Origin of the sequence: Endozoicomonas ascidiicola (genome assembly GCF_001646945.1) — a bacterium.
GTDB classification, from domain to species: Bacteria; Pseudomonadota; Gammaproteobacteria; order Pseudomonadales; family Endozoicomonadaceae; genus Endozoicomonas; species Endozoicomonas ascidiicola.
In genome coordinates this window covers 438756-456558 of sequence record NZ_LUTV01000002.1, presented here as the reverse complement: position 1 = coordinate 456558, position 17803 = coordinate 438756, and the positions used below count along the sequence as shown (strand labels likewise).

Here is a 17803-nt window from a genome sequence, read left to right as displayed (position 1 = left end):
GTGGCGTCATATTTTTGACAGTAGATATACAATCGGTGTGCCAATAATTATAAATAATATCTATCCCATTGATTAATAAGCATTTATTTTGTTTTTCTTGTTTGGTTTAAGCCATTGGCAAGGCAGTTATTTGTTACCAGATAAATATCGTGTGTTGGTGTGCGTAACGTGGGTAACAGATATTCTCACTGGCAAATACAACTTGGGAACTGGTTAAAATAAGACAGTAGACGTGTGAAATAAGTGCCTGAAAGAAGCGTTATCGATTATATGAAGAAATTGCAGAATGATCAGGAAGACCAAGAGAAAAGAAACAAGCAGACAGGTTTACAGATGATCAGAAGCACTTTATCTCTTCCCTGTAACGAATAGCTCTTGCTGCTTCAGTAACCTGTTGCCAGATTCAGTCAGTCTTCTTAGCTACCCTTTCCTGTTTGTCGGCTACTTGAGTAACCTGCAAACCTGTCTACTTGAGCTACCCGGCCTGTTGTTATTATTTTTCTAGGCTGGGCATCGCCATGATTATTATTGTTATAGTTTGGCGATTTTGTTTTTCAATTTGTTCATATCAATTGCTGTGCCAGTTTTTGTGAGATTCTCTACAGCCCTTGGTAAATAGGGGGTAAATGATTTCTGTGAGTTCTTGTATATGACAATTGTGCGATATTTCTGTTACTACGTTTCCCTTTCAGGTGTAACCTGATCACTGTGAGTAACACACATGGACTAAACCTTTTGTTTGGGTAGACATAAATAAAAGCACTTTAAAACTGTCTATCAAGTCCTCATCTACATACCAAGCCCAGAGATGCTCAACAGACCTCTGACGATTCTGCAAAAACCAGGACAGCAACATGACAACATCAAACCATTTCGATTATCTGGTCATTGGTGGCGGAAGTGGTGGTATCGCATCAGCCAATCGCGCTGCCATGTATGGCAAGAAGGTTGCGTTGGTTGAGGCAAAACATCTGGGTGGAACCTGTGTCAACGTAGGGTGCGTACCCAAAAAAGCCATGTGGTTTGCCGGGCAAATAGCAGACGCTTGTCGTTATGGTCCTGACTACGGTTTTGATATCGACGTTGATGCACAGTTAAAGTCGTTTAGTTGGAAAAAACTGGTAGAAAGCCGTGAGGCATACATTAGTCGCATCCACGGATCCTACGAGCGAGTTCTTGGTAATAATAAAATTACGGTTCTCAATGGCTTTGGGAAATTTGTCGATGCCAACACCGTGGAAGTGAATGGCGAACACTACACGGCAGATCACATCACCATCGCTACCGGTGGTGAGCCTATGATTCCTGAAATACCGGGCGCAGAATACGGTATTGATTCAGATGGCTTTTTTGAACTGTCAGAGCGCCCAAAAAGAGTGGCGGTACTTGGTGCTGGTTATATCGCCGTTGAGCTTGCTGGCGTGCTTCACGCTCTGGGCAGTGAAACACACTTGCTGATCCGCAAGCATAAGCCGTTGCGGAGCTTTGATGATATGTTGTCCGACACGCTCGTTGAAGTAATGGAGGCCGAAGGCCCAGAACTTCATACTCACTCTGTCCCTAAAGAAATCGCCAAAGAATCAAATGATAGCCTGACGGTTCACTTGGAAAATGGCAACACGTTGAATGTGGATACCGTTATCTGGGCGGTGGGAAGAAAACCGAAAACAGGTAACATCAACTTGAATGCCGCCGGAGTTGAAACAGATCAACGGGGTTATATCCCGGTAGATAAATTCCAGAACACAAACGTCGATGGCGTTTATGCCGTCGGTGACAACATCGGAAAAATCGAGTTAACGCCTGTGGCAGTTGCTGCCGGCCGTCGTTTATCTGAACGCCTCTTCAACAATAAACCGGAAGAGCACTTAAACTACGACAATGTGGCCACCGTTGTGTTCAGCCACCCGCCCATCGGTACGGTTGGCCTGACAGAGAACGAAGCCCGTGAGCAATATGGTGACCACGGTGTAAAAGTGTACACCAGCCAGTTCACCGCCATGTACAGCGCGCTCACCAGTCATCGACAGCCGTCCAAAATGAAACTGGTTACTGTGGGTGAAAATGAAAAAATCGTTGGCATTCACGCCATCGGTCATGGCTCCGATGAAATACTTCAGGGCTTTGCCGTTGCGCTGAAAATGGGTGCTACCAAAGCAGACTTTGATAACACCGTGGCGATTCATCCTACTTCTGCAGAAGAGTTTGTGACGATGAGGTAGGTGTAAGTTGAGCCTCATATTGAGGCTCATATCTAAATCAGGTTACATAATAAAAAGTGTTGTAAATCTAATCTTTACTTTACGGCAATAAGGTAAATCAAAATTGGCTCTTGTATTCATGGGAGCCTCTCGGCGTAGGTTATGCTCAGTAAGATTAAGCTATCGCATGTCAACTTATTTGTAGTAATTCAGACTGGGTCTGAGTTATTTATTTCTGATTTTATGATAATTCAGGGATGATGATAATTAAACTGCGATTCTGTATATGCGACAGAATCGCCATATGTCAATGTAAGCGCCCTGAGGCAACGGCCTATCCCAATTTACATAATTCCAAAAGTTTTATAAGCATCTACTGTAGACATGCCTTCTTTTAATGCCTCCAATACCCTTTTTTCTCCTCGAGCTTTTTCAAAAGCACCAACAAAAACTTCATCCTCGATAGCTCGAGGGATGATTACTGTGCCGTCTATATCTGAGAAAACAATATCGCCTGGACTTACGGTCACATTTCCAAATCGAATAGGTACACCGTAATCAATAACCTTCCCACGTACACGCTGATCCTGAGCATATGATCCCAAAGATGCAACTGGAAACTTTAATGCGTTGATTTCGCGACTGTCACGGCAGTATCCATTAACTACTGCTCCTGCTGCACCTAGATGCTGTGCTCTTGTGCTCATTAACCCACCCCATAATGCATAGTCATGAGAAGAACCTGAGCATATATAAACATCATTTTTTTTAAGTGAATCAAGAGCCTCAAACATTAAGCCAAAATCTTTAGCAGTGACATCAGCCTGTGCTGGATATGAGCTAGGTAATCCAAGCACATCTGCTTCTAGAACGGGCATTGCTCTGCCAATGATTACGTAGTCTTCTCCTTGGACTTTTATATCCGGCGGCAGAAATTGATTTATGTAACCTAGACCATCCAGGATATCGCCGGGGAGGGCTGTGAAAAGTTCTTCTCTGATAAAATGGAAAAGTTCATCATCGTTTTTCCAAAACTTATTCATAATGTTCTCATCTTGATGACAATACCCCTCTGATTTGTTTCAGAGGGGTGTGTAAATTAAAGCAATGTCTGTTGGATTAGGCTTTGGCTGCATGGATCGCCATTTGGTGGCGTTGCTCTTTAATAATTGCCAGCGCTTGTTCTTCAGTGATTTTTTTGGCAGGGGTAGCCAGACTCACCAATATTCCTGCTGAAATAGCGAATAGCATGGATGGGAATACCGCATAACCGAAGGTTTCTTGCATAGCTGGAACAGCTTGGAAGCATAAAGAGCCAATGGCTCCTCCGAAGATTGCCGCCATACCGCCTTGCCAGGTCGCACGAGTCCAAAGGCGCCCCATTACGCCTGCAATAGCTTGGCCAGTGATAAGTAAGCCAACCATTGAGGTGATATAACTAATAATATCTTCTGCAGCGAGAGTTCCGACTAGCGCCATGAAAATAGAAGCAGCAACAGCATATTTGGAATAAGTTACTACCTTTTCTTGATCGGGTAAGCGGCCTGTGATCATCTGATGAATATCATTTACCAAAATGCTCATGGCAGCACTGGCATCACCTGAAGCTGAGGACATGGTAGCACTAAGGCCGGAGATAAGCGCAACTGCACCCAGCCATAAAGGTAAAACCGTCATAGCTAAGTATGGAAATGCGTAGTTCACCTGCTCTAAATTAGGATTATGCGCATAAGCAGTCATCCCCAGAATAGGAGGAATAAAGCAAAATGAAAGGCTAATGAAACCAGTGATATAAAACCCTTTTTTCAAGCTCTGTTCATCAACAGATGAATAGATTCTTTGTCTGAAGGAGGGTACTGCCAGAATAGCCATGATTTCTGCAAAAATTATAGAAATTGCATATATAGGATTTAGCTTATCAAGCCCAAGAAAGCTGTATGCGCCTTCTGGGGCTGAAGCTCTTAAGCCTTCAAAACCGCCTACAGTATTTAAGGAAGCTACCGCCAGAATAATAAAGCCAATAAATAGAATCACTGCTTGTGCAGAGGCAATCCATGTTACGCCGCTATAACCATCTTTCAGTACAAACAGGCCCACAATAATACCCACAATAATACGAGCGGTTGTAACATCAAGTTCAGTAAGCCAGGCAAGGTACATACCGCCACCAACAATGTGCGCACCAAGCCAGCCAACGGAAGCCAGGTACATTCCGATCGTTACAGTGTGGCGAATCCATTTGTTGGCTTCATAGTAAACGCCAATCTCTTCGGACATAGTGTTTACTTCCCAGGTTCTTGTATGGGCAAAGAGCTTACCGCAAATAGAAATACCTATTGCCATTCCCAAACCATACAAAGTGGCTGCCCAGCCACTGGTATAGGCAAAACCAGTTGCACCCATGCTCGACCCCGTGCCAACTTGAGTTGCTACGGCTGAACCTATAATGAGAAACAAAGGGACGCTGCGGCCTGCTAAGATGAAGTCATCGCCGCTGCTTTTTGATTGCTTGCCTGCCATCAAGTGGCTGATGACAAACATGAGTATTGTGTAACCTGCAAAGCAGAGTAATAGTACAGTTTTATTATCCATGGCTCTCCACCGGGCAATCTAAATTAATTTCTAATATGAAATCGATTTTTAATCCGTGCGAAGAATGCAGTATTTACGAAGGTGGATTGTTGATTTATGTCAAAACATAACATTTTGCAAAAGATTGAGTGTTGAAAATGTGCGGGTCTTTTTACAGTTTTGGTTGGAGTTAATAGAGGAAAGGATGGAAAGTGTAGGATAACCAAGAGTTATCCTACACATGCTTTTTAGTCGAACTATAGAGCTTCTGTAATTTTTGTAGCGGTGTCTTTTAATGACTGTTTAACTTCCGCAATATTTGTAGAAAATCGCTGTTTAGAGCTTTCATAAAATTCTAGATACGGCGCAGTCAATATAGCAGATAACCTCGCATTATGGCTAAGTTACCGTTAATGGTTGGAAGCACCAATGTTCAGCAATTTTGCTAACCAATCGGCCAGCAGTTAACTTATTTGCCGCTGTAAGTTCCCGTCTCCAGGCCAGATAATGGGGTAGGTAACGAGTAGCAACCCCTTGGAATATGCCGCCAATCCAGCGTTTTAGATGTCTGTGATAAGAGTTTACAGTCTGGATGTGATAGATACCTTCAACAACATGTTGACCTKCAGATGTCACCAGCTCCTTAAAGTCAAATCCAAGCTTGTCTGCAAGTTTTTCATGTGCAAGGTGGGCATCCGCACAAACCGTGGCCTGTATCGATATACGGCCATTTAAATGCCTGCATAATTCATTAGCMCTTTCGTTTTYCAGAACACCGTCGACRGTATTTCGATTGCGGTCCCGAGCCACCATCACCGGTACTTTTCGGGCTTTGTGGGGATCATTACCACGCTTTCTAGCTGGTCTTGGTAGGCCTTCTCTCTGCCCTTTGAAGGATTCACGGAAGAATGTTTCATCGAGCTCCGTAATGCCACAAAGCTCTTCTGCCTGGTCATTATTGATCACCTCAAGAAAGCGATGACGCCAGCGGAACGCGGTCTTCAAGTCAATGYCATTCTCAGCAGCAGCGGGTCGCAAGACCATAGAGTAAGTCATGCCTGTAAGGTACTTGCTCCATTTTTCAGKGTGCCTGAGCCTTGCCAAAGGTGTTCCGCTAAAAGCATTAAATGTGGAGTCACAAGTCTTGCAGTGGTAGCGCTGTCGGCCATTCCGTATACCCCAGCGACCAACGCTATGGCTTTTGCATCTGGGACACTTGGGGTTTTCTGCAAACTTGGACAGTATGCTTTTTTCTACGTCATGTGTTGTATTATTATTGGATAAAGATTTACTGCAAAGTGTTTCTGAATCAGTGGTTTCTACTGCCTCAGTAATTTCTATTTGGGCACTAACGAGCGAGGTGTTAAGAATGTCTCGCTGCTCACTGGTTAATGATGAAATGGAATCAATAAAATTCTGGAAGAGTTCAGATTGCATATCACTCCCCTACAACGCTGATTTTATAGGAGTTTAGCTGATTCAACCATTAACGGTAACTTAGCCTCGCATTATCATCATACACAGGAACAGATATATTAGTTACTGCTACAAGATCTTTGCTTGGCTCAGCAACAATCCCTGATCGGCGTGTTCTTTCAAGAGCATTCTGATTTTGTATGAAAAAATCTTCAGATATTCCGGCCTCTTCACAAATAATGCTGCGCATTTGCTCATCACTAAAGGCTAACAGGGCGAGACCTGAGCCTGTTGTTGTAATATCCACCGACGCACCTATTTTTATAGTTACGCCGATCATGGTTGGTGGGTCAATTTGATGGATTACTACCAGCAGCCCGCTTCTATAAATGCACAGATGACAAGGTTGGCCTGTGGAGTGTGAAAATGCATCCATCTCGGATCTAGCCGTTGAAAGCAGTCTGGTTACTACTGACTCACAGACAAGTAGTTCATTTATTTTTAAGCCTAAGTAATACCGATTATTAACAACATCAATATACCCACGAGCCTTTAGTGTTGAAAGCATGCGGAATATCTGGCCAACACTACGGCTTAACCCCTCGGCGATTTCCGCTTGAGTATGACCTATTCTGTTTTTTGCAAGAAACTCTAAGATGTCCAAACCTTTCTCAAGTGCTTCAGACCGATATTTTTCAGTTGTCACAAGGTTTTCCTAATTGATATATCTTCATCGGCAGCCGCGACTGCTGGGAACTATTACAGGCTAACAAAGAGCACCACCAAAATTATGGGGTGGAGAATACCAACCAATCAGATAAAAATAGAAGCGTTATCATTGATCTGTCTCAATAGACATAAACTGTCTGTCTCAAATATGCTCGCATTTCTTATTTGAAATCTTATTTCACTAATGGGTGAGTAATGGCTGACAATATTTATGAGCATTTGGGAGTGCCCACACTGATAAATGCAGCGGGTACCTATACCGTGATTGGTGGCTCAAGAATGAGTTCTGGTACCCTGGAGGCTATAAGGCAAGCTGCTAGTCATCATGTGGAAATTCGTGAGCTGCAAAGAGTAGTTCATGGAAAAATTGCCCAGATGACAAGAAATGAAGCGGCTTTTATCTGTAATGGTGCTGCCTGTGGTCTTTATTTATGTACTGGAGCTGCCATTGCTAAGAAATATGGTCGCCCAGCTTATTATCTCGAAAAAGAAATAATTTGTAAGAGTGAAATCATTATTTTCTCTTCGCATAGGAACCCTTATGGTTTTGCTGTTTCGCAATTCGGAGCCAAAGTTAGAGAAATTGGTTACCCTAATATCATACTCCCATTAACCAAGCGCGATTTGGAAATGGCCATCAATGAGAACACAGCAGCCATATTCTTTTTTGCAGGTGATAATGGCGGATGGATTGCTCCAGGTGGCTTATCTTTTGAAGACACCGTGGATGTTGCAAAAGCGCATGATGTTCCTGTAGTTGTAGACTGTGCTGCACAGATCCCGCCCATTGATACGCTTTGGCGTTATACCGAGGCAGGAGCCGATGCGGTAGTTATCTCAGGCGGGAAGGACTTGAAAGGGCCCCAAGCCAGCGGCTTGGTTCTTGGAAAACAACATTTGCTATCTCATGTGACAGAAACAGGCTTCCCGAACTACGGGTATGGGCGAATGTTGAAAACAGGCAGGGAAGAAATAGTTGCTACCTACTGGGCAATTAAGGAAGCGCTTGAGACCGATCCTGATGCACGTGACCAATGGGCAGAAGCGCAAATTATGGCACTTGCTTCAGGGTTAGAAGGTTCTGTTTTCTCGGTAAAAAGAACTTATCCGAATGAGGCTGGTCAGCCCATGGCCAGAGCTAGTGTCGTCTTCCCACAGCATATCAGTGAAAAACGGGTGCTTGAGCTACTAATGCAAGGTACCAACCGAGTTATGTGTAACTCAGAACATCCAAATCAGGTTTTTGTTAACCCCATGACATTAAGAGATGGGGAAATTGATCTGGTAATCAAGAAATTTCTTGAGATTGAACAATTAATTTAAGGGTTGATAGTTATGGTTATTAAGAGAGTTCCTCAGGGGGCGGTACAGCACAAAACAGCCGGCCCATACAGTCCTGTGCTTGAGGTTATGCCGGGAACAACGGTTCTTCTGTCTGGACAAGCTCCACTGGATATGGAAGGTAATACGATCGGCGAAACGATTGAGGAACAAACTCGTATTACTATTGAGCACTGTATTCGTCTGTTGGATAACGCAGGCTGCACGCTGGAAAACGTAATAGAAGTGAATGTTTATCTGACGGATCTGAGTGAATGGCCTAGATTTAATGAAGTTTATAAGGAGTACTTTAAGGAGCCTTATCCAGCACGAACTGCAGTAGGCGTACAGTTACTTAATAATTTTAAAGTTGAAATTACAATGAGAGCAATGAAGCCGCAGGTGTAACTTCTCTTAATACGATCTATATCTGGTCAGACGAAGTTAGTTTATTTTGTCTGGCTGGGTCCCCTCTTTGTCAAAGTTATTTGGTTATCTCTGCTCCCCTCTATTTAAAGCTTAAAGTAAGATTATCATTTCAAGCAATCCTTCTATTTTATTAATTAGAAAAACTATTACTCTGGTTAAAAAACAAGCATAAACACTTTTTACTAAGATCTTTCATAGTTTGACATAAGTCAACGATTTGCAGCTCATTTTATAGCAATCTATTCTGAAATATTTTTTCAAATCCGAAAGGCTGTTTTTTTGGCCTGAAGGAAAAATCGTAGAAGTAAGGCCTAAACCAGTAGTCACCAGAAACAGAATGGGTTTGGTTGTAGAGCAAGGTTGAGCGATTTTTATGAGTACTGAATTGAGTATGTATGATCTGATTTTTTCGAATGCCATCGTTATAGACGGCAGTGGAAGTTCACGCTATACCGCCGATATTGCAGTGCAGGATGGCGTTATTGTTGAGATATCAGAAGCAGGTAGTCTCAGGGGAGCAAAAGCTAAAAAGGTAATTGATTGCTTAGGATTAGCAGTGGCTCCAGGGTTTATAGATGTTCATACCCATGATGATAATGCTGTTTTAATGACTCCCCTAATGGAGCCAAAAGTTTCTCAGGGAGTAACAACTGTAATCGTCGGAAATTGTGGCATTAGTCTTTCACCGATGATTAAGGCAATAACCCCCCCGGATCCCCTAAATTTACTGGGTAATGAAGAAGCTTATCGATTTCCAACCTTCAAAGCATATGGCGAAGAGGTTGAAAGAATTAGACCTAACGTAAACGTTGGAGCATTGATTGGTCACTCTACGCTGCGCGTAAACCAGATGGAGAAACTGGATCGGGAGGCGACGTCTGATGAAATTGGCAAAATGATCGAGCAACTTCGTGAAGGGCTGGAGAACGGTGCCTTAGGTATGAGTTCTGGCCTTGCTTACCCTACAGCATTTGAATCAAAAACGGATGAGATTGTTGAACTCGCCAGAAATCTGAAGGAGTACCAGGCGATTTATACAACGCATCTGCGCGATGAGTATGCAGGTATTCTGGATGCAATGGACGAGGCATTTGAAACAGCCAAATGTGCCGAATCTCCATTAATTATTTCTCACCATAAATGCGCAGGTCCTGAAAACTGGGGTAGAACCCAAGAAACGCTGGCTGCTATTGATAATGCAGCAGAGCATATTGATGTTGGAATGGATTGTTATCCATACATTGCCGGATCTAGCACTTTGGATCTTAAGCAAGTGAAAGACAATGTAGAGATTCTGATTACTTGGTCAGATGCTTATCCGGAAATGAGCAACCGCTATCTTCGGGATATTGCTCAGGAGTGGGAATGTTCATTGATGGATGCGGCTAAAAAGTTGCAACCAGCAGGGGCTACCTACTTCATCATGAGTGAAGAAGATGTTTCGAGAGTCCTTTCTCACCGCTTGACTATGATCGGTTCTGACGGTCTGCCGCATGATCCAAATCCACACCCAAGACTATGGGGCGCATTCCCTAGGGTGCTTGGTCATTATTCAAGAGAGGAAAAGCTGTTTTCATTGGAAGAAGCTGTCCACAAAATGACGGGGCTATCTGCAAAGCGCTTCCGCCTGGAAAAGCGTGGATATATCAGTAAGGGATTTCATGCAGACCTAGTCATATTTAATGCAGATACGATAAATGATCTGGCCACTTTCGAAAACCCAAAACAAGCGGCAGTCGGTATTGAGCATGTAATTGTTAATGGTGAATTCGCGATAGAGCATGGCCAATTGAAAGAAAGTAGGTCAGGTAAAATGATTCGAAGAGGTGAATAACAGCCATTCTGCTTATGCAATTTTAACAGTCCGCAAATAAGTTTTTAAGAAATTATTCCTGGTGGAGAACCCATCAGGTTTCGGAGAGTAAAAAGTGAATTCAACATTTTTTCTAACAGGCTTTTTCATTTACATTGCTTTTATGATCTGGCTGGGTTGGCGTGTATCTAAGAATCAAAAATCCGGTGAAGACTTTTTGTTGGGAGGTCGGAGCCTGCCATTATTTCTTCTGTTAGGCACCACGGTTGCAACCATGGTGGGTACTGGTTCTAGTATGGGCGCTGTTGGCTTTGGCTATAATAATGGCTGGGCTGGCGCACTTTATGGAATCGGTGGTGCAATTGGTATCCTTCTTTTATCTTACCTTTTCTCTGATGTCCGTAAGCTTAATTTCATGACGATGTCTGAGGAACTTTCCTATTATTATGGAGCCAACAAAGCCATTAAAAATCTGGTAGGTGTGATTATCTTTGTTGCTTCTGTAGGTTGGTTAGGTGCACACATCATGGGTGGTGGTATGTACCTATCATGGATTGCTGGAATTGATATTAATACCGCAAAAATTATCATTGCATTGGGCTTTGCTATTTATGTAGTTATTGGTGGCTACATGGCAGTTGTTTGGACCGATACTATTCAGGCCGTTGTTCTGTTTTTTGGTTTTATTCTGATGGTCGTAATGGCTTTGGAAAAAGTGGGCGGATTTTCCGGCCTTCAGGCAGCAATGGATCCAGCAGCACTAAGTTTCCTTGGTATTGATAAACTGGGCCTGATTCCTTCGATCTCTTTAGCGACAGTTGTAGGGGTTGGTGTACTGGCAACTCCGTCTTATCGTCAGCGCATTTATTCAGCAGGCAGCATTTCTACCCTTAAGCGAAGTTTTACCTTGACTGGCGTTATTTACCTATTCTTCAGTTTGATTCCAGCACTGATTGGTATGGCAACCTTTACTCTGAATCCAGAGTTACAGAATGCGAACTATGCGTTCCCCTATCTGGCAGTAGAAGTATTACCGATGGGTGTGGGTATGATCGTACTTATCGCTGGTTTGAGTGCAACGATGTCATCTGCCAGTTCTGATGCTATTGCAGGTATCTCGATTTTACTGCGCGATGTCTACTCTATTTTTACTGGAGGCAGGCTTCCACCGCAGGATAAGATGATAACTTACTCACGAATTGCCCTCGTTTGTGTCATCGCGCTGGCTCTTCTATTTACCCTGGCTGCCGACGATATCATTGGCTATATCAGCAAAATGATTTCCACATTAATGTCTGGTTTATTTGTATGTGGTTTGATGGGTAAATACTGGAAACGTGCAACCTGGCAGGGTGGTGTTGCAACTCTTGCGGGTGGCTCTATTGGTTCCATTGCTATTCTGATGAATCCGCAATGGCTGACTTTCTGGGGTAACCCTGTAATCCCGTCAACACTATTAGCTCTGGTTGCTGGTGTTATTGTGAGTCTGTCAACTAAGGAAAGCACTATCACATCAGAAGAAGCTCAAGCTATTCTGACTCAGGAAAGACTGCAAATGGCTAGCTAAACCTTGATTTATCGATGTTGCTGGCTTTTTGGAAGCAGTTAGCTGGCAGCATCTTTATCTATGTAAATTCATCAAACTCATACTTTCATATTTTCGCCAGATCGATCACTGACAAGATGAGAGTGTTCCGTAGACTTACATTCTGCCTACCCCAAATCCAAAAATTTCTTAAAACGGACTTGTATTTATGAGCACTGTTGCAGCTTGCAAAAAAGCTCCATTCTGGATTGCTGTAGACTGGGGAACTACAAATTTCCGTGCGTTTTTGATGCACGACGATAGTCATACTCCTTTAGATGTTATTACTGAGCCATCAGGTTTGCTTGCGATATCAGATGGCACATATGCAGCCGGACTGGATCGCATGATCAGTGTTTGGACAGACAAATTTGGTCGACTTCCAGTACTTATGGCAGGAATGGTCGGTTCTAAAAATGGTTGGCAGGATGTTGGGTATGTTTCAGCACCCTGTGCAATTGAAGACCTTGCTTCTAAAGTAGTTAGAATTCCTTCACAAGATAATACTGTAAGCTTTATTGTTCCAGGCGTGTCTGCAATTAATTCTTTTGTCGGGCATGAAGTTATGCGGGGAGAAGAAGTTCAAATATTTGGACTTCTTATGCAAGAGCAAAACCTCAAAGATGGGTTACTTATTTTGCCGGGTACCCATAGCAAACAGGTTGAAATCAAGAACTTTCAACTGACAGGATTCAGAACATTTATGACAGGAGAAATATTCTCTGTCATGAGTAAGCATTCAATCTTGGGAAAAGGGTTGTCAGAAGCAACAGAATCTTCAGAGTCTTTCTTTAAGGGTGTGCAGTATGCCAAGAATCCAGGCAGTCTTTCTAATCTTCTTTTCTCTGCCCGTACAGAGATGCTGTTAGGTAATCTTAAAAGCAGTGAAGTACTGAGTTATTTATCGGGTTTGTTAATTGGTAGTGAATTGAGTGGATTAAGTCCATCCCAGAAAAATATCTGGTTGATTGGATCACCAGAATTAACAGAGCATTATCGTATGGCTCTGGAATATTTAGGGTTCACAGCAGATACTGCCGATGGAGACACATGTGTTCAACAAGGTCTGAGAGCTATTTATCAGACAATGAGAGATAATGTTAAATGAAACCTGCTGAATTCAAAGTGTTATGTAATAAACATATTCACCCACTGATCGCTATTCTTCGGGGTATTCAACCAGAGGAGGCGGTAAGCATTGCCAGTGCCCTTGTGGAGGGTGGTTTTTACTTTATAGAAGTGCCGATGAACAGCCCTAAGCCTTTAGATAGTATTCGAATCATGGCTGAATCTTTTGGGGGAAAAGCCCTGATTGGTGCGGGTACAGTGCTTTCGGTAAAAGATGTAGAAGATGTTTACGCTGTCGGCGGTAGAATGATTGTTACACCAAACTGTAACCCTGAAGTAATTGGTCGGGCAAAAAGTCTTGGTATGGCATGCTTTCCCGGCGTCGCTACACCGACGGAGGCTTTCATGGCAATGGCTGCAGGTGCAACGGCTTTAAAGGCTTTCCCTTCGGATTTAGTGAGCCCATCAGTTGTTAAGGCAATGTTGGCTGTCCTTCCGAAAGAGACTGCGATTTTACCAGTGGGTGGTATAAATAGTGATCCTGATCAAATGGTAGTGTTCCTCAAAGCAGGAGCTTGTGGGTTTGGCCTTGGATCATCTCTCTATGCTCCTGGGGACTTAGCTGAAGTTGTTAAACAACGGGCCACTTCTTTTATTAGTGCATTACAAAAAGCCAAAGAGCTAATTTAGTTTGAATACGTTAATGAATACCCGTATTGCAGCCATTGGCGAGTGCATGATTGAGCTCTCTGATCTCGGTGATAGCTGCTATCGGCAATCGTTTGCCGGCGATACTTTAAATACTGCGGTTTACTTGAGTCGTGGCCTCAAAGGCACAGAGAATTCAGTCAGTTATGTTACCGCCGTTGGCATCGATTCGCTGAGCGATAAGATGGTGGATAGCTGGCAGCAGGAAGGCATTAATTGTGACTTTGTCTGTCGGATTGAAGATAAGCTTCCGGGCCTTTACTCCATTCAGCTGGCCGAAGGCGGCGAAAGAAGTTTTACCTACTGGCGTAATGACGCTGCGGCAAAACAGTTATTTTCCAGAGGACTTACCGATCAACAGGTAGACGACCTTGGTACAGAGTTTGATTATTTGTACCTGTCTGGTATCAGTCTGGCTATTTTGGATGAAATGGGTCTTGCCGTTCTTTTCAAACTGTTGGAAGCCGCGCGAAAAAACAACAAGGCGGTTGTGTTTGATAATAACTACCGTCCTAGGCTCTGGGCTGATCAAAAGACTGCTCGGGACACCGTTAATAAAGTGCTATCTCTGGCCACTATGGCGCTGGTGACCTTTGACGATGAGCAGGCATTGTTTGGTGACCACACACCGGAAGATACGTTGCAGCGTTTGAGCGCCATTCCTGAAGTGGTTGTGAAAAATGGCGCCGATGGTTGCTTCGTACAGCATCATAATGCTGTGGAATTAGTGCCGTCCATGAGAATCGAGAATGTAGTCGACACGACAGCAGCAGGAGACTCTTTCAATGGTGGTTATCTGGCTGCCCGAGTCAGAGGCGCTTCGCCCGTCGCCGCTGCTGAAAAAGGTCATGCAATGGCCGCAGCTGTGATCCAGCACAAAGGCGCAATAGTGCCGAGCGAATTTACCAATCCGGTTTTTTGAAGGACAAGATGAATGACTGTTGAAGCGAAGCTGGACCTGATTGTTGAGCGTGCCTTTCCCATCATGCCGGTTATGGTGATTGATGATGTTGAGCAAGCCTTACCAATGGGTAGAGCTCTAAGGGAAGGTGGCATTACCGTTTTTGAAATTACTTTGCGCACTGCCGCTGCGCTGGATGCAATTACTCTATTAAAGAAAGAGCTGCCAGATTGCATCGTTGGTGCGGGAACTGTGATTAATGGCGAGCAGTTCAAGCAGGTGATGGCAGCGGGCGGTGATTTTGCCATTTCCCCTGGTATTACTGATGAACTGTTGTCTGTAGCAAAAGACAGTGGATTACCATTTATTCCAGGAGTGTCATCACCCAGTCACGTGATGCAGGCACTGGCTTATGGTTTTACCACTCAGAAGTTTTTCCCGGCTCAGCAAAGTGGCGGAACTGCGATGTTGTCTGCACTGAGTGGACCATTCAGTCAGGTACGCTTTTGCCCGACCGGTGGCATTAATATCAATAACGCTGCTGATTACCTGTCTCTGCCAAATGTGTTCTGTATTGGTGGCTCCTGGATTCTGCCAAAGGACGCGATCGAGGCTGGTGACTGGGCAACGGTAACGAGGCTCGCCAAGGAAATAACTTCATCAACTCGTTAGTAGCAATAGTGCTAACGACTGGCCGAAGCGGTAATCACTGCTTTGGTCAGTGTGTGTTGTTTAATATAGAAACTCGCCATTGCAGGTGTTGAGTTACTGTTAATGTTTAAATTGGGAACATCCAGAGCAAAGACAGTAATTTGATACTTGGTTGGTGCAACACCTGGTTCGGGGCAAGGTCCACTATAGCCTTTATAGCCATGGTCATTCTTCAGCATGCTTGCGCCAGAAGGCAGTGAGCCACTCTTCTCCTTTCCAGCGTTTAACGCCAGCTCAGATATGTCCGGCGGAATATTAATCACGGTCCAATTCCAGAATCGTTTATTACTGAGTGTTTCTGGTGAGTGCATGGTGACAGCAAAGCTTTTTGTGCCTTTCGGGAAGCGAGACCAGCTTAATGCAGGAGACTTATTGTCACCTTTGCACCCGGAGCGGTTATAAAACTGAGATGCTTGAAAAGACATTCCATTGGCTATCTCTGGGCTGGTAACTTTCATGACCCTTTCAGAGAGCTCTGCCGTGGCAGAAACTGAAATAAGGGTTAGTGCTATCAGAAGACCAATGTTTGATAGAGAAATACGACGACTGCTCATGACTGATCTCGCAAAAAATAGACATTAAAAGAAGTTTAGCCGGATATTCCATAAATGCTGCTAAGCCAGAAGAAGTGATGTTTTTTTGAACAAACAAATCCTTGCAGAGCATAGCAACAAACTCTTCTGCCTTTCGGTCATGCTTAACTGCACCTTTTTACCGCTATAAAATAATCGATTTTCCGAGTATTTGGCATGACGAACCCTCAGCTTGTTTTGCTGATTCAATTTCGTGCCTTTTATTCAAAGTGTTGTGTCTGTTACCCCGGTTTGGGGAACGGCAGGGCAGTAAACGTTTCTGTAATTCGCTGCAGCACCTCTTTCATTGGGTTACTGCTGGGCAGGTGTAACTTCACACGATCTTTGTACTCCACCACCTTAACAGCAATTTTGAACAATTTGGCAATCACTGTTGAAGGCTGTGCCTTCTCTAACTCAGTACCCTTCAACGCAATGGCTCTCATTTCATAATGCATAACATAGGCAGCGCATGCGTAATACATGCGTAACGCATTCGCCCGAAAACTCATATCCGATGTTCGATCACACGACAGGTCATTTTTCAGATGTTTGATGTAGTTTTCATCCTGCCCCCTCGGACAATAGAACTGTTCATGAATGCATTGTGCTGAAGCGTTTGTTATGGATGTCACCACAAAACGAGGATTGTCACCCATCTGATTGACTTCAGCTTTATAGATGACACGTGTATTCAGTCCTTTCCAACTCTTTGCCTGATAGTTTGCCTCACCATATATACGAACACGGTAAGGTATTGCCAAATCATTCGATCGTGCGTTAGCCGTGCGTTCCTGCAGGCAGCGACGAGCTTCAGCCATGCTCTCATCCGATTGAGGCCGTAAGGCTGTTGGATGGCCTGCGCCTTTGCCCAACACATAATCAGCAGCTTTATCCTGTTCTACAACCTGCATTAGCTCTGGCTGAGCAAAGTGGCTGTCACCCCGGATGATAAGGTGTGTTTTCGGCCATGACTGCCTGATTAACGCCAAGAGTCGTTTAACAATAGCGGCATTCTCTTGACCAGAGGGTGTTTTACCCGGACGAAGTATCGCGGTGATGAGCTTTCCGCTCAGACCTTCAAAAATCATCAGTGGCAAGTAGCAGGTGTTCCCGTATTTGGTGTTGAACAGGCTGTACTGTTGAGCGCCGTGGGTCAGGGACGCCGTGTGATCAAGGTCGATAATCGCCAGCTTTGGTGGCTTTTTATAGCTGTTGATAAAATGCTCTGCGAATGCGTAAGCCAGGCTGTGAATGTCCCTGCGGGATAAGTCTTTCCCAAGTCGTGTATAGGTTGGAGCAGAGGCCAGATGAGCTTCAGCACTCAGAGGGCTACGACCAACTGCCAGCTTGAACATAGGGTCTTTGCGCAAATGATTGCTGTCATTGGCATCCTGATAGCCACAAGCCATTTGCAGCACTCTCTGCATCAAGAGATCTTGCATGGAGTGATCGATATAGGATTGGTGTCTTTTATCCTGTATTGCGTTGACTAATCTGGGAATTAGCCCACTGTGGGTTGCCGTCTCTCTTAACAGCAAAGCTCCGAAATCAGAGGACAGTTCTCCACCGTTAAAATCAGCTCGCACTGTTTTACCGTTCACAGGGTGAAAACAAAGGGTTTCTTGTGTATGTTTGGCCATGGCAGGTTCCGGTTTGCTTCTTCCGAAGCTTTCTTTTTGTCGACCCAATCATATCAAGTGATTGGGCGGAACCTGCTTGGTTTTATGAAATATCCGGGTTAGCTGCTGATGAGCGATTTTTCCGTCTTTTAGCGGT

The 17803-nt window shown here is 44.0% G+C and carries 15 protein-coding genes; 9 read left to right on the top strand and 6 right to left on the bottom strand.

The window, feature by feature from the left end:
• The first annotated feature begins 854 nt into the window (after window positions 1-854).
• Window positions 855-2222 carry a glutathione-disulfide reductase gene (gorA, locus tag AKL11_RS06000; protein WP_067515700.1) on the top strand — a complete coding sequence of 456 codons (1368 nt, stop codon included), beginning with the start codon at window positions 855-857 and terminating at the stop codon, window positions 2220-2222.
• Between the two features lie 323 nt (window positions 2223-2545).
• On the opposite strand, the gene AKL11_RS05995 is transcribed toward gorA, so the two are convergent.
• From AKL11_RS05995 to AKL11_RS05980, 4 genes are all read right to left on the bottom strand, one after another.
• Window positions 2546-3244, bottom strand: coding sequence for an RraA family protein (locus AKL11_RS05995; RefSeq protein WP_067515699.1), 699 nt, complete (start codon window positions 3242-3244; stop codon window positions 2546-2548).
• 76 nt (window positions 3245-3320) lie between these two features.
• The gene (locus tag AKL11_RS05990; RefSeq protein ID WP_067515698.1) at window positions 3321-4793 is read right to left on the bottom strand and encodes a sodium:solute symporter family protein; all 1473 of its coding nucleotides are present in this window, start codon (window positions 4791-4793) and stop codon (window positions 3321-3323) included.
• A 378-nt stretch (window positions 4794-5171) separates the two neighbouring features.
• Window positions 5172-6209 carry an IS1595 family transposase gene (locus AKL11_RS05985; RefSeq protein ID WP_095210215.1) on the bottom strand — a complete coding sequence of 346 codons (1038 nt, stop codon included), beginning with the start codon at window positions 6207-6209 and terminating at the stop codon, window positions 5172-5174.
• Window positions 6210-6258: 49 nt separating this feature from the next.
• A complete protein-coding gene (locus AKL11_RS05980; RefSeq protein WP_067515697.1) occupies window positions 6259-6894 on the bottom strand; it encodes an IclR family transcriptional regulator in 636 nt (211 codons plus the stop codon).
• Window positions 6895-7112: 218 nt separating this feature from the next.
• Between AKL11_RS05980 and AKL11_RS05975 the strand changes: the two genes are divergently transcribed.
• The 8 genes from AKL11_RS05975 to AKL11_RS05940 all read left to right on the top strand — a co-directional run bounded on the left by AKL11_RS05975 (window position 7113) and on the right by AKL11_RS05940 (window position 15413).
• On the top strand, window positions 7113-8240 hold the full coding sequence (locus AKL11_RS05975) for a hypothetical protein (protein WP_067515696.1): 1128 nt from the start codon (window positions 7113-7115) through the stop codon (window positions 8238-8240).
• 12 nt (window positions 8241-8252) lie between these two features.
• The gene (locus AKL11_RS05970; protein WP_067515695.1) at window positions 8253-8645 is read left to right on the top strand and encodes a RidA family protein; all 393 of its coding nucleotides are present in this window, start codon (window positions 8253-8255) and stop codon (window positions 8643-8645) included.
• A gap of 394 nt (window positions 8646-9039) precedes the next feature.
• Complete coding sequence (locus tag AKL11_RS05965) at window positions 9040-10500, top strand: N-acyl-D-amino-acid deacylase family protein (RefSeq protein ID WP_253705178.1); 1461 nt, start codon at window positions 9040-9042, stop codon at window positions 10498-10500.
• Between the two features lie 94 nt (window positions 10501-10594).
• On the top strand, window positions 10595-12046 hold the full coding sequence (locus AKL11_RS05960; RefSeq protein ID WP_067515693.1) for a sodium:solute symporter family protein: 1452 nt from the start codon (window positions 10595-10597) through the stop codon (window positions 12044-12046).
• Between the two features lie 187 nt (window positions 12047-12233).
• A complete protein-coding gene (locus tag AKL11_RS05955) occupies window positions 12234-13172 on the top strand; it encodes a 2-dehydro-3-deoxygalactonokinase (RefSeq protein WP_067515692.1) in 939 nt (312 codons plus the stop codon).
• Entirely contained in the window at window positions 13169-13822 is a 654-nt protein-coding gene (locus AKL11_RS05950) for a 2-dehydro-3-deoxy-6-phosphogalactonate aldolase (protein ID WP_067515691.1), read from the top strand. The genes AKL11_RS05955 and AKL11_RS05950 overlap by 4 nt, the downstream gene beginning before the upstream one ends.
• Before the next feature lie 13 nt (window positions 13823-13835).
• Entirely contained in the window at window positions 13836-14762 is a 927-nt protein-coding gene (locus tag AKL11_RS05945; RefSeq protein WP_067515690.1) for a sugar kinase, read from the top strand.
• Window positions 14763-14774: 12 nt separating this feature from the next.
• Entirely contained in the window at window positions 14775-15413 is a 639-nt protein-coding gene (locus AKL11_RS05940) for a bifunctional 4-hydroxy-2-oxoglutarate aldolase/2-dehydro-3-deoxy-phosphogluconate aldolase (protein WP_067515689.1), read from the top strand.
• 11 nt (window positions 15414-15424) lie between these two features.
• Here AKL11_RS05940 and AKL11_RS05935 read toward each other — a convergent pair whose 3' ends face one another.
• Both AKL11_RS05935 and AKL11_RS05930 read right to left on the bottom strand, forming a co-directional pair.
• Complete coding sequence (locus AKL11_RS05935; RefSeq protein ID WP_067515688.1) at window positions 15425-16006, bottom strand: YbhB/YbcL family Raf kinase inhibitor-like protein; 582 nt, start codon at window positions 16004-16006, stop codon at window positions 15425-15427.
• Between the two features lie 260 nt (window positions 16007-16266).
• Complete coding sequence (locus AKL11_RS05930; RefSeq protein ID WP_067515988.1) at window positions 16267-17667, bottom strand: IS1380 family transposase; 1401 nt, start codon at window positions 17665-17667, stop codon at window positions 16267-16269.
• Window positions 17668-17803: the final 136 nt, after the last annotated feature.

What these genes read in the sequence shown, in the direction of transcription:
- AKL11_RS05945 (WP_067515690.1), top strand. Translation starts at nt 13,836, where the DNA reads ATGAATACCCGTATTGCAGCCATTGGCGAGTGCATGATTGAGCTCTCT.
- AKL11_RS05940 (WP_067515689.1), top strand. Translation starts at nt 14,775, where the DNA reads ATGACTGTTGAAGCGAAGCTGGACCTGATTGTTGAGCGTGCCTTTCCC.
- AKL11_RS05995 (WP_067515699.1), bottom strand. Translation starts at nt 3,244, where the DNA reads ATGAATAAGTTTTGGAAAAACGATGATGAACTTTTCCATTTTATCAGA.
- AKL11_RS05950 (WP_067515691.1), top strand. Translation starts at nt 13,169, where the DNA reads ATGAAACCTGCTGAATTCAAAGTGTTATGTAATAAACATATTCACCCA.
- AKL11_RS05930 (WP_067515988.1), bottom strand. Translation starts at nt 17,667, where the DNA reads ATGGCCAAACATACACAAGAAACCCTTTGTTTTCACCCTGTGAACGGT.
- AKL11_RS05965 (WP_253705178.1), top strand. Translation starts at nt 9,040, where the DNA reads ATGAGTACTGAATTGAGTATGTATGATCTGATTTTTTCGAATGCCATC.
- AKL11_RS05970 (WP_067515695.1), top strand. Translation starts at nt 8,253, where the DNA reads ATGGTTATTAAGAGAGTTCCTCAGGGGGCGGTACAGCACAAAACAGCC.
- AKL11_RS05935 (WP_067515688.1), bottom strand. Translation starts at nt 16,006, where the DNA reads ATGAGCAGTCGTCGTATTTCTCTATCAAACATTGGTCTTCTGATAGCA.
- AKL11_RS05955 (WP_067515692.1), top strand. Translation starts at nt 12,234, where the DNA reads ATGAGCACTGTTGCAGCTTGCAAAAAAGCTCCATTCTGGATTGCTGTA.
- gorA (WP_067515700.1), top strand. Translation starts at nt 855, where the DNA reads ATGACAACATCAAACCATTTCGATTATCTGGTCATTGGTGGCGGAAGT.
- AKL11_RS05975 (WP_067515696.1), top strand. Translation starts at nt 7,113, where the DNA reads ATGGCTGACAATATTTATGAGCATTTGGGAGTGCCCACACTGATAAAT.
- AKL11_RS05990 (WP_067515698.1), bottom strand. Translation starts at nt 4,793, where the DNA reads ATGGATAATAAAACTGTACTATTACTCTGCTTTGCAGGTTACACAATA.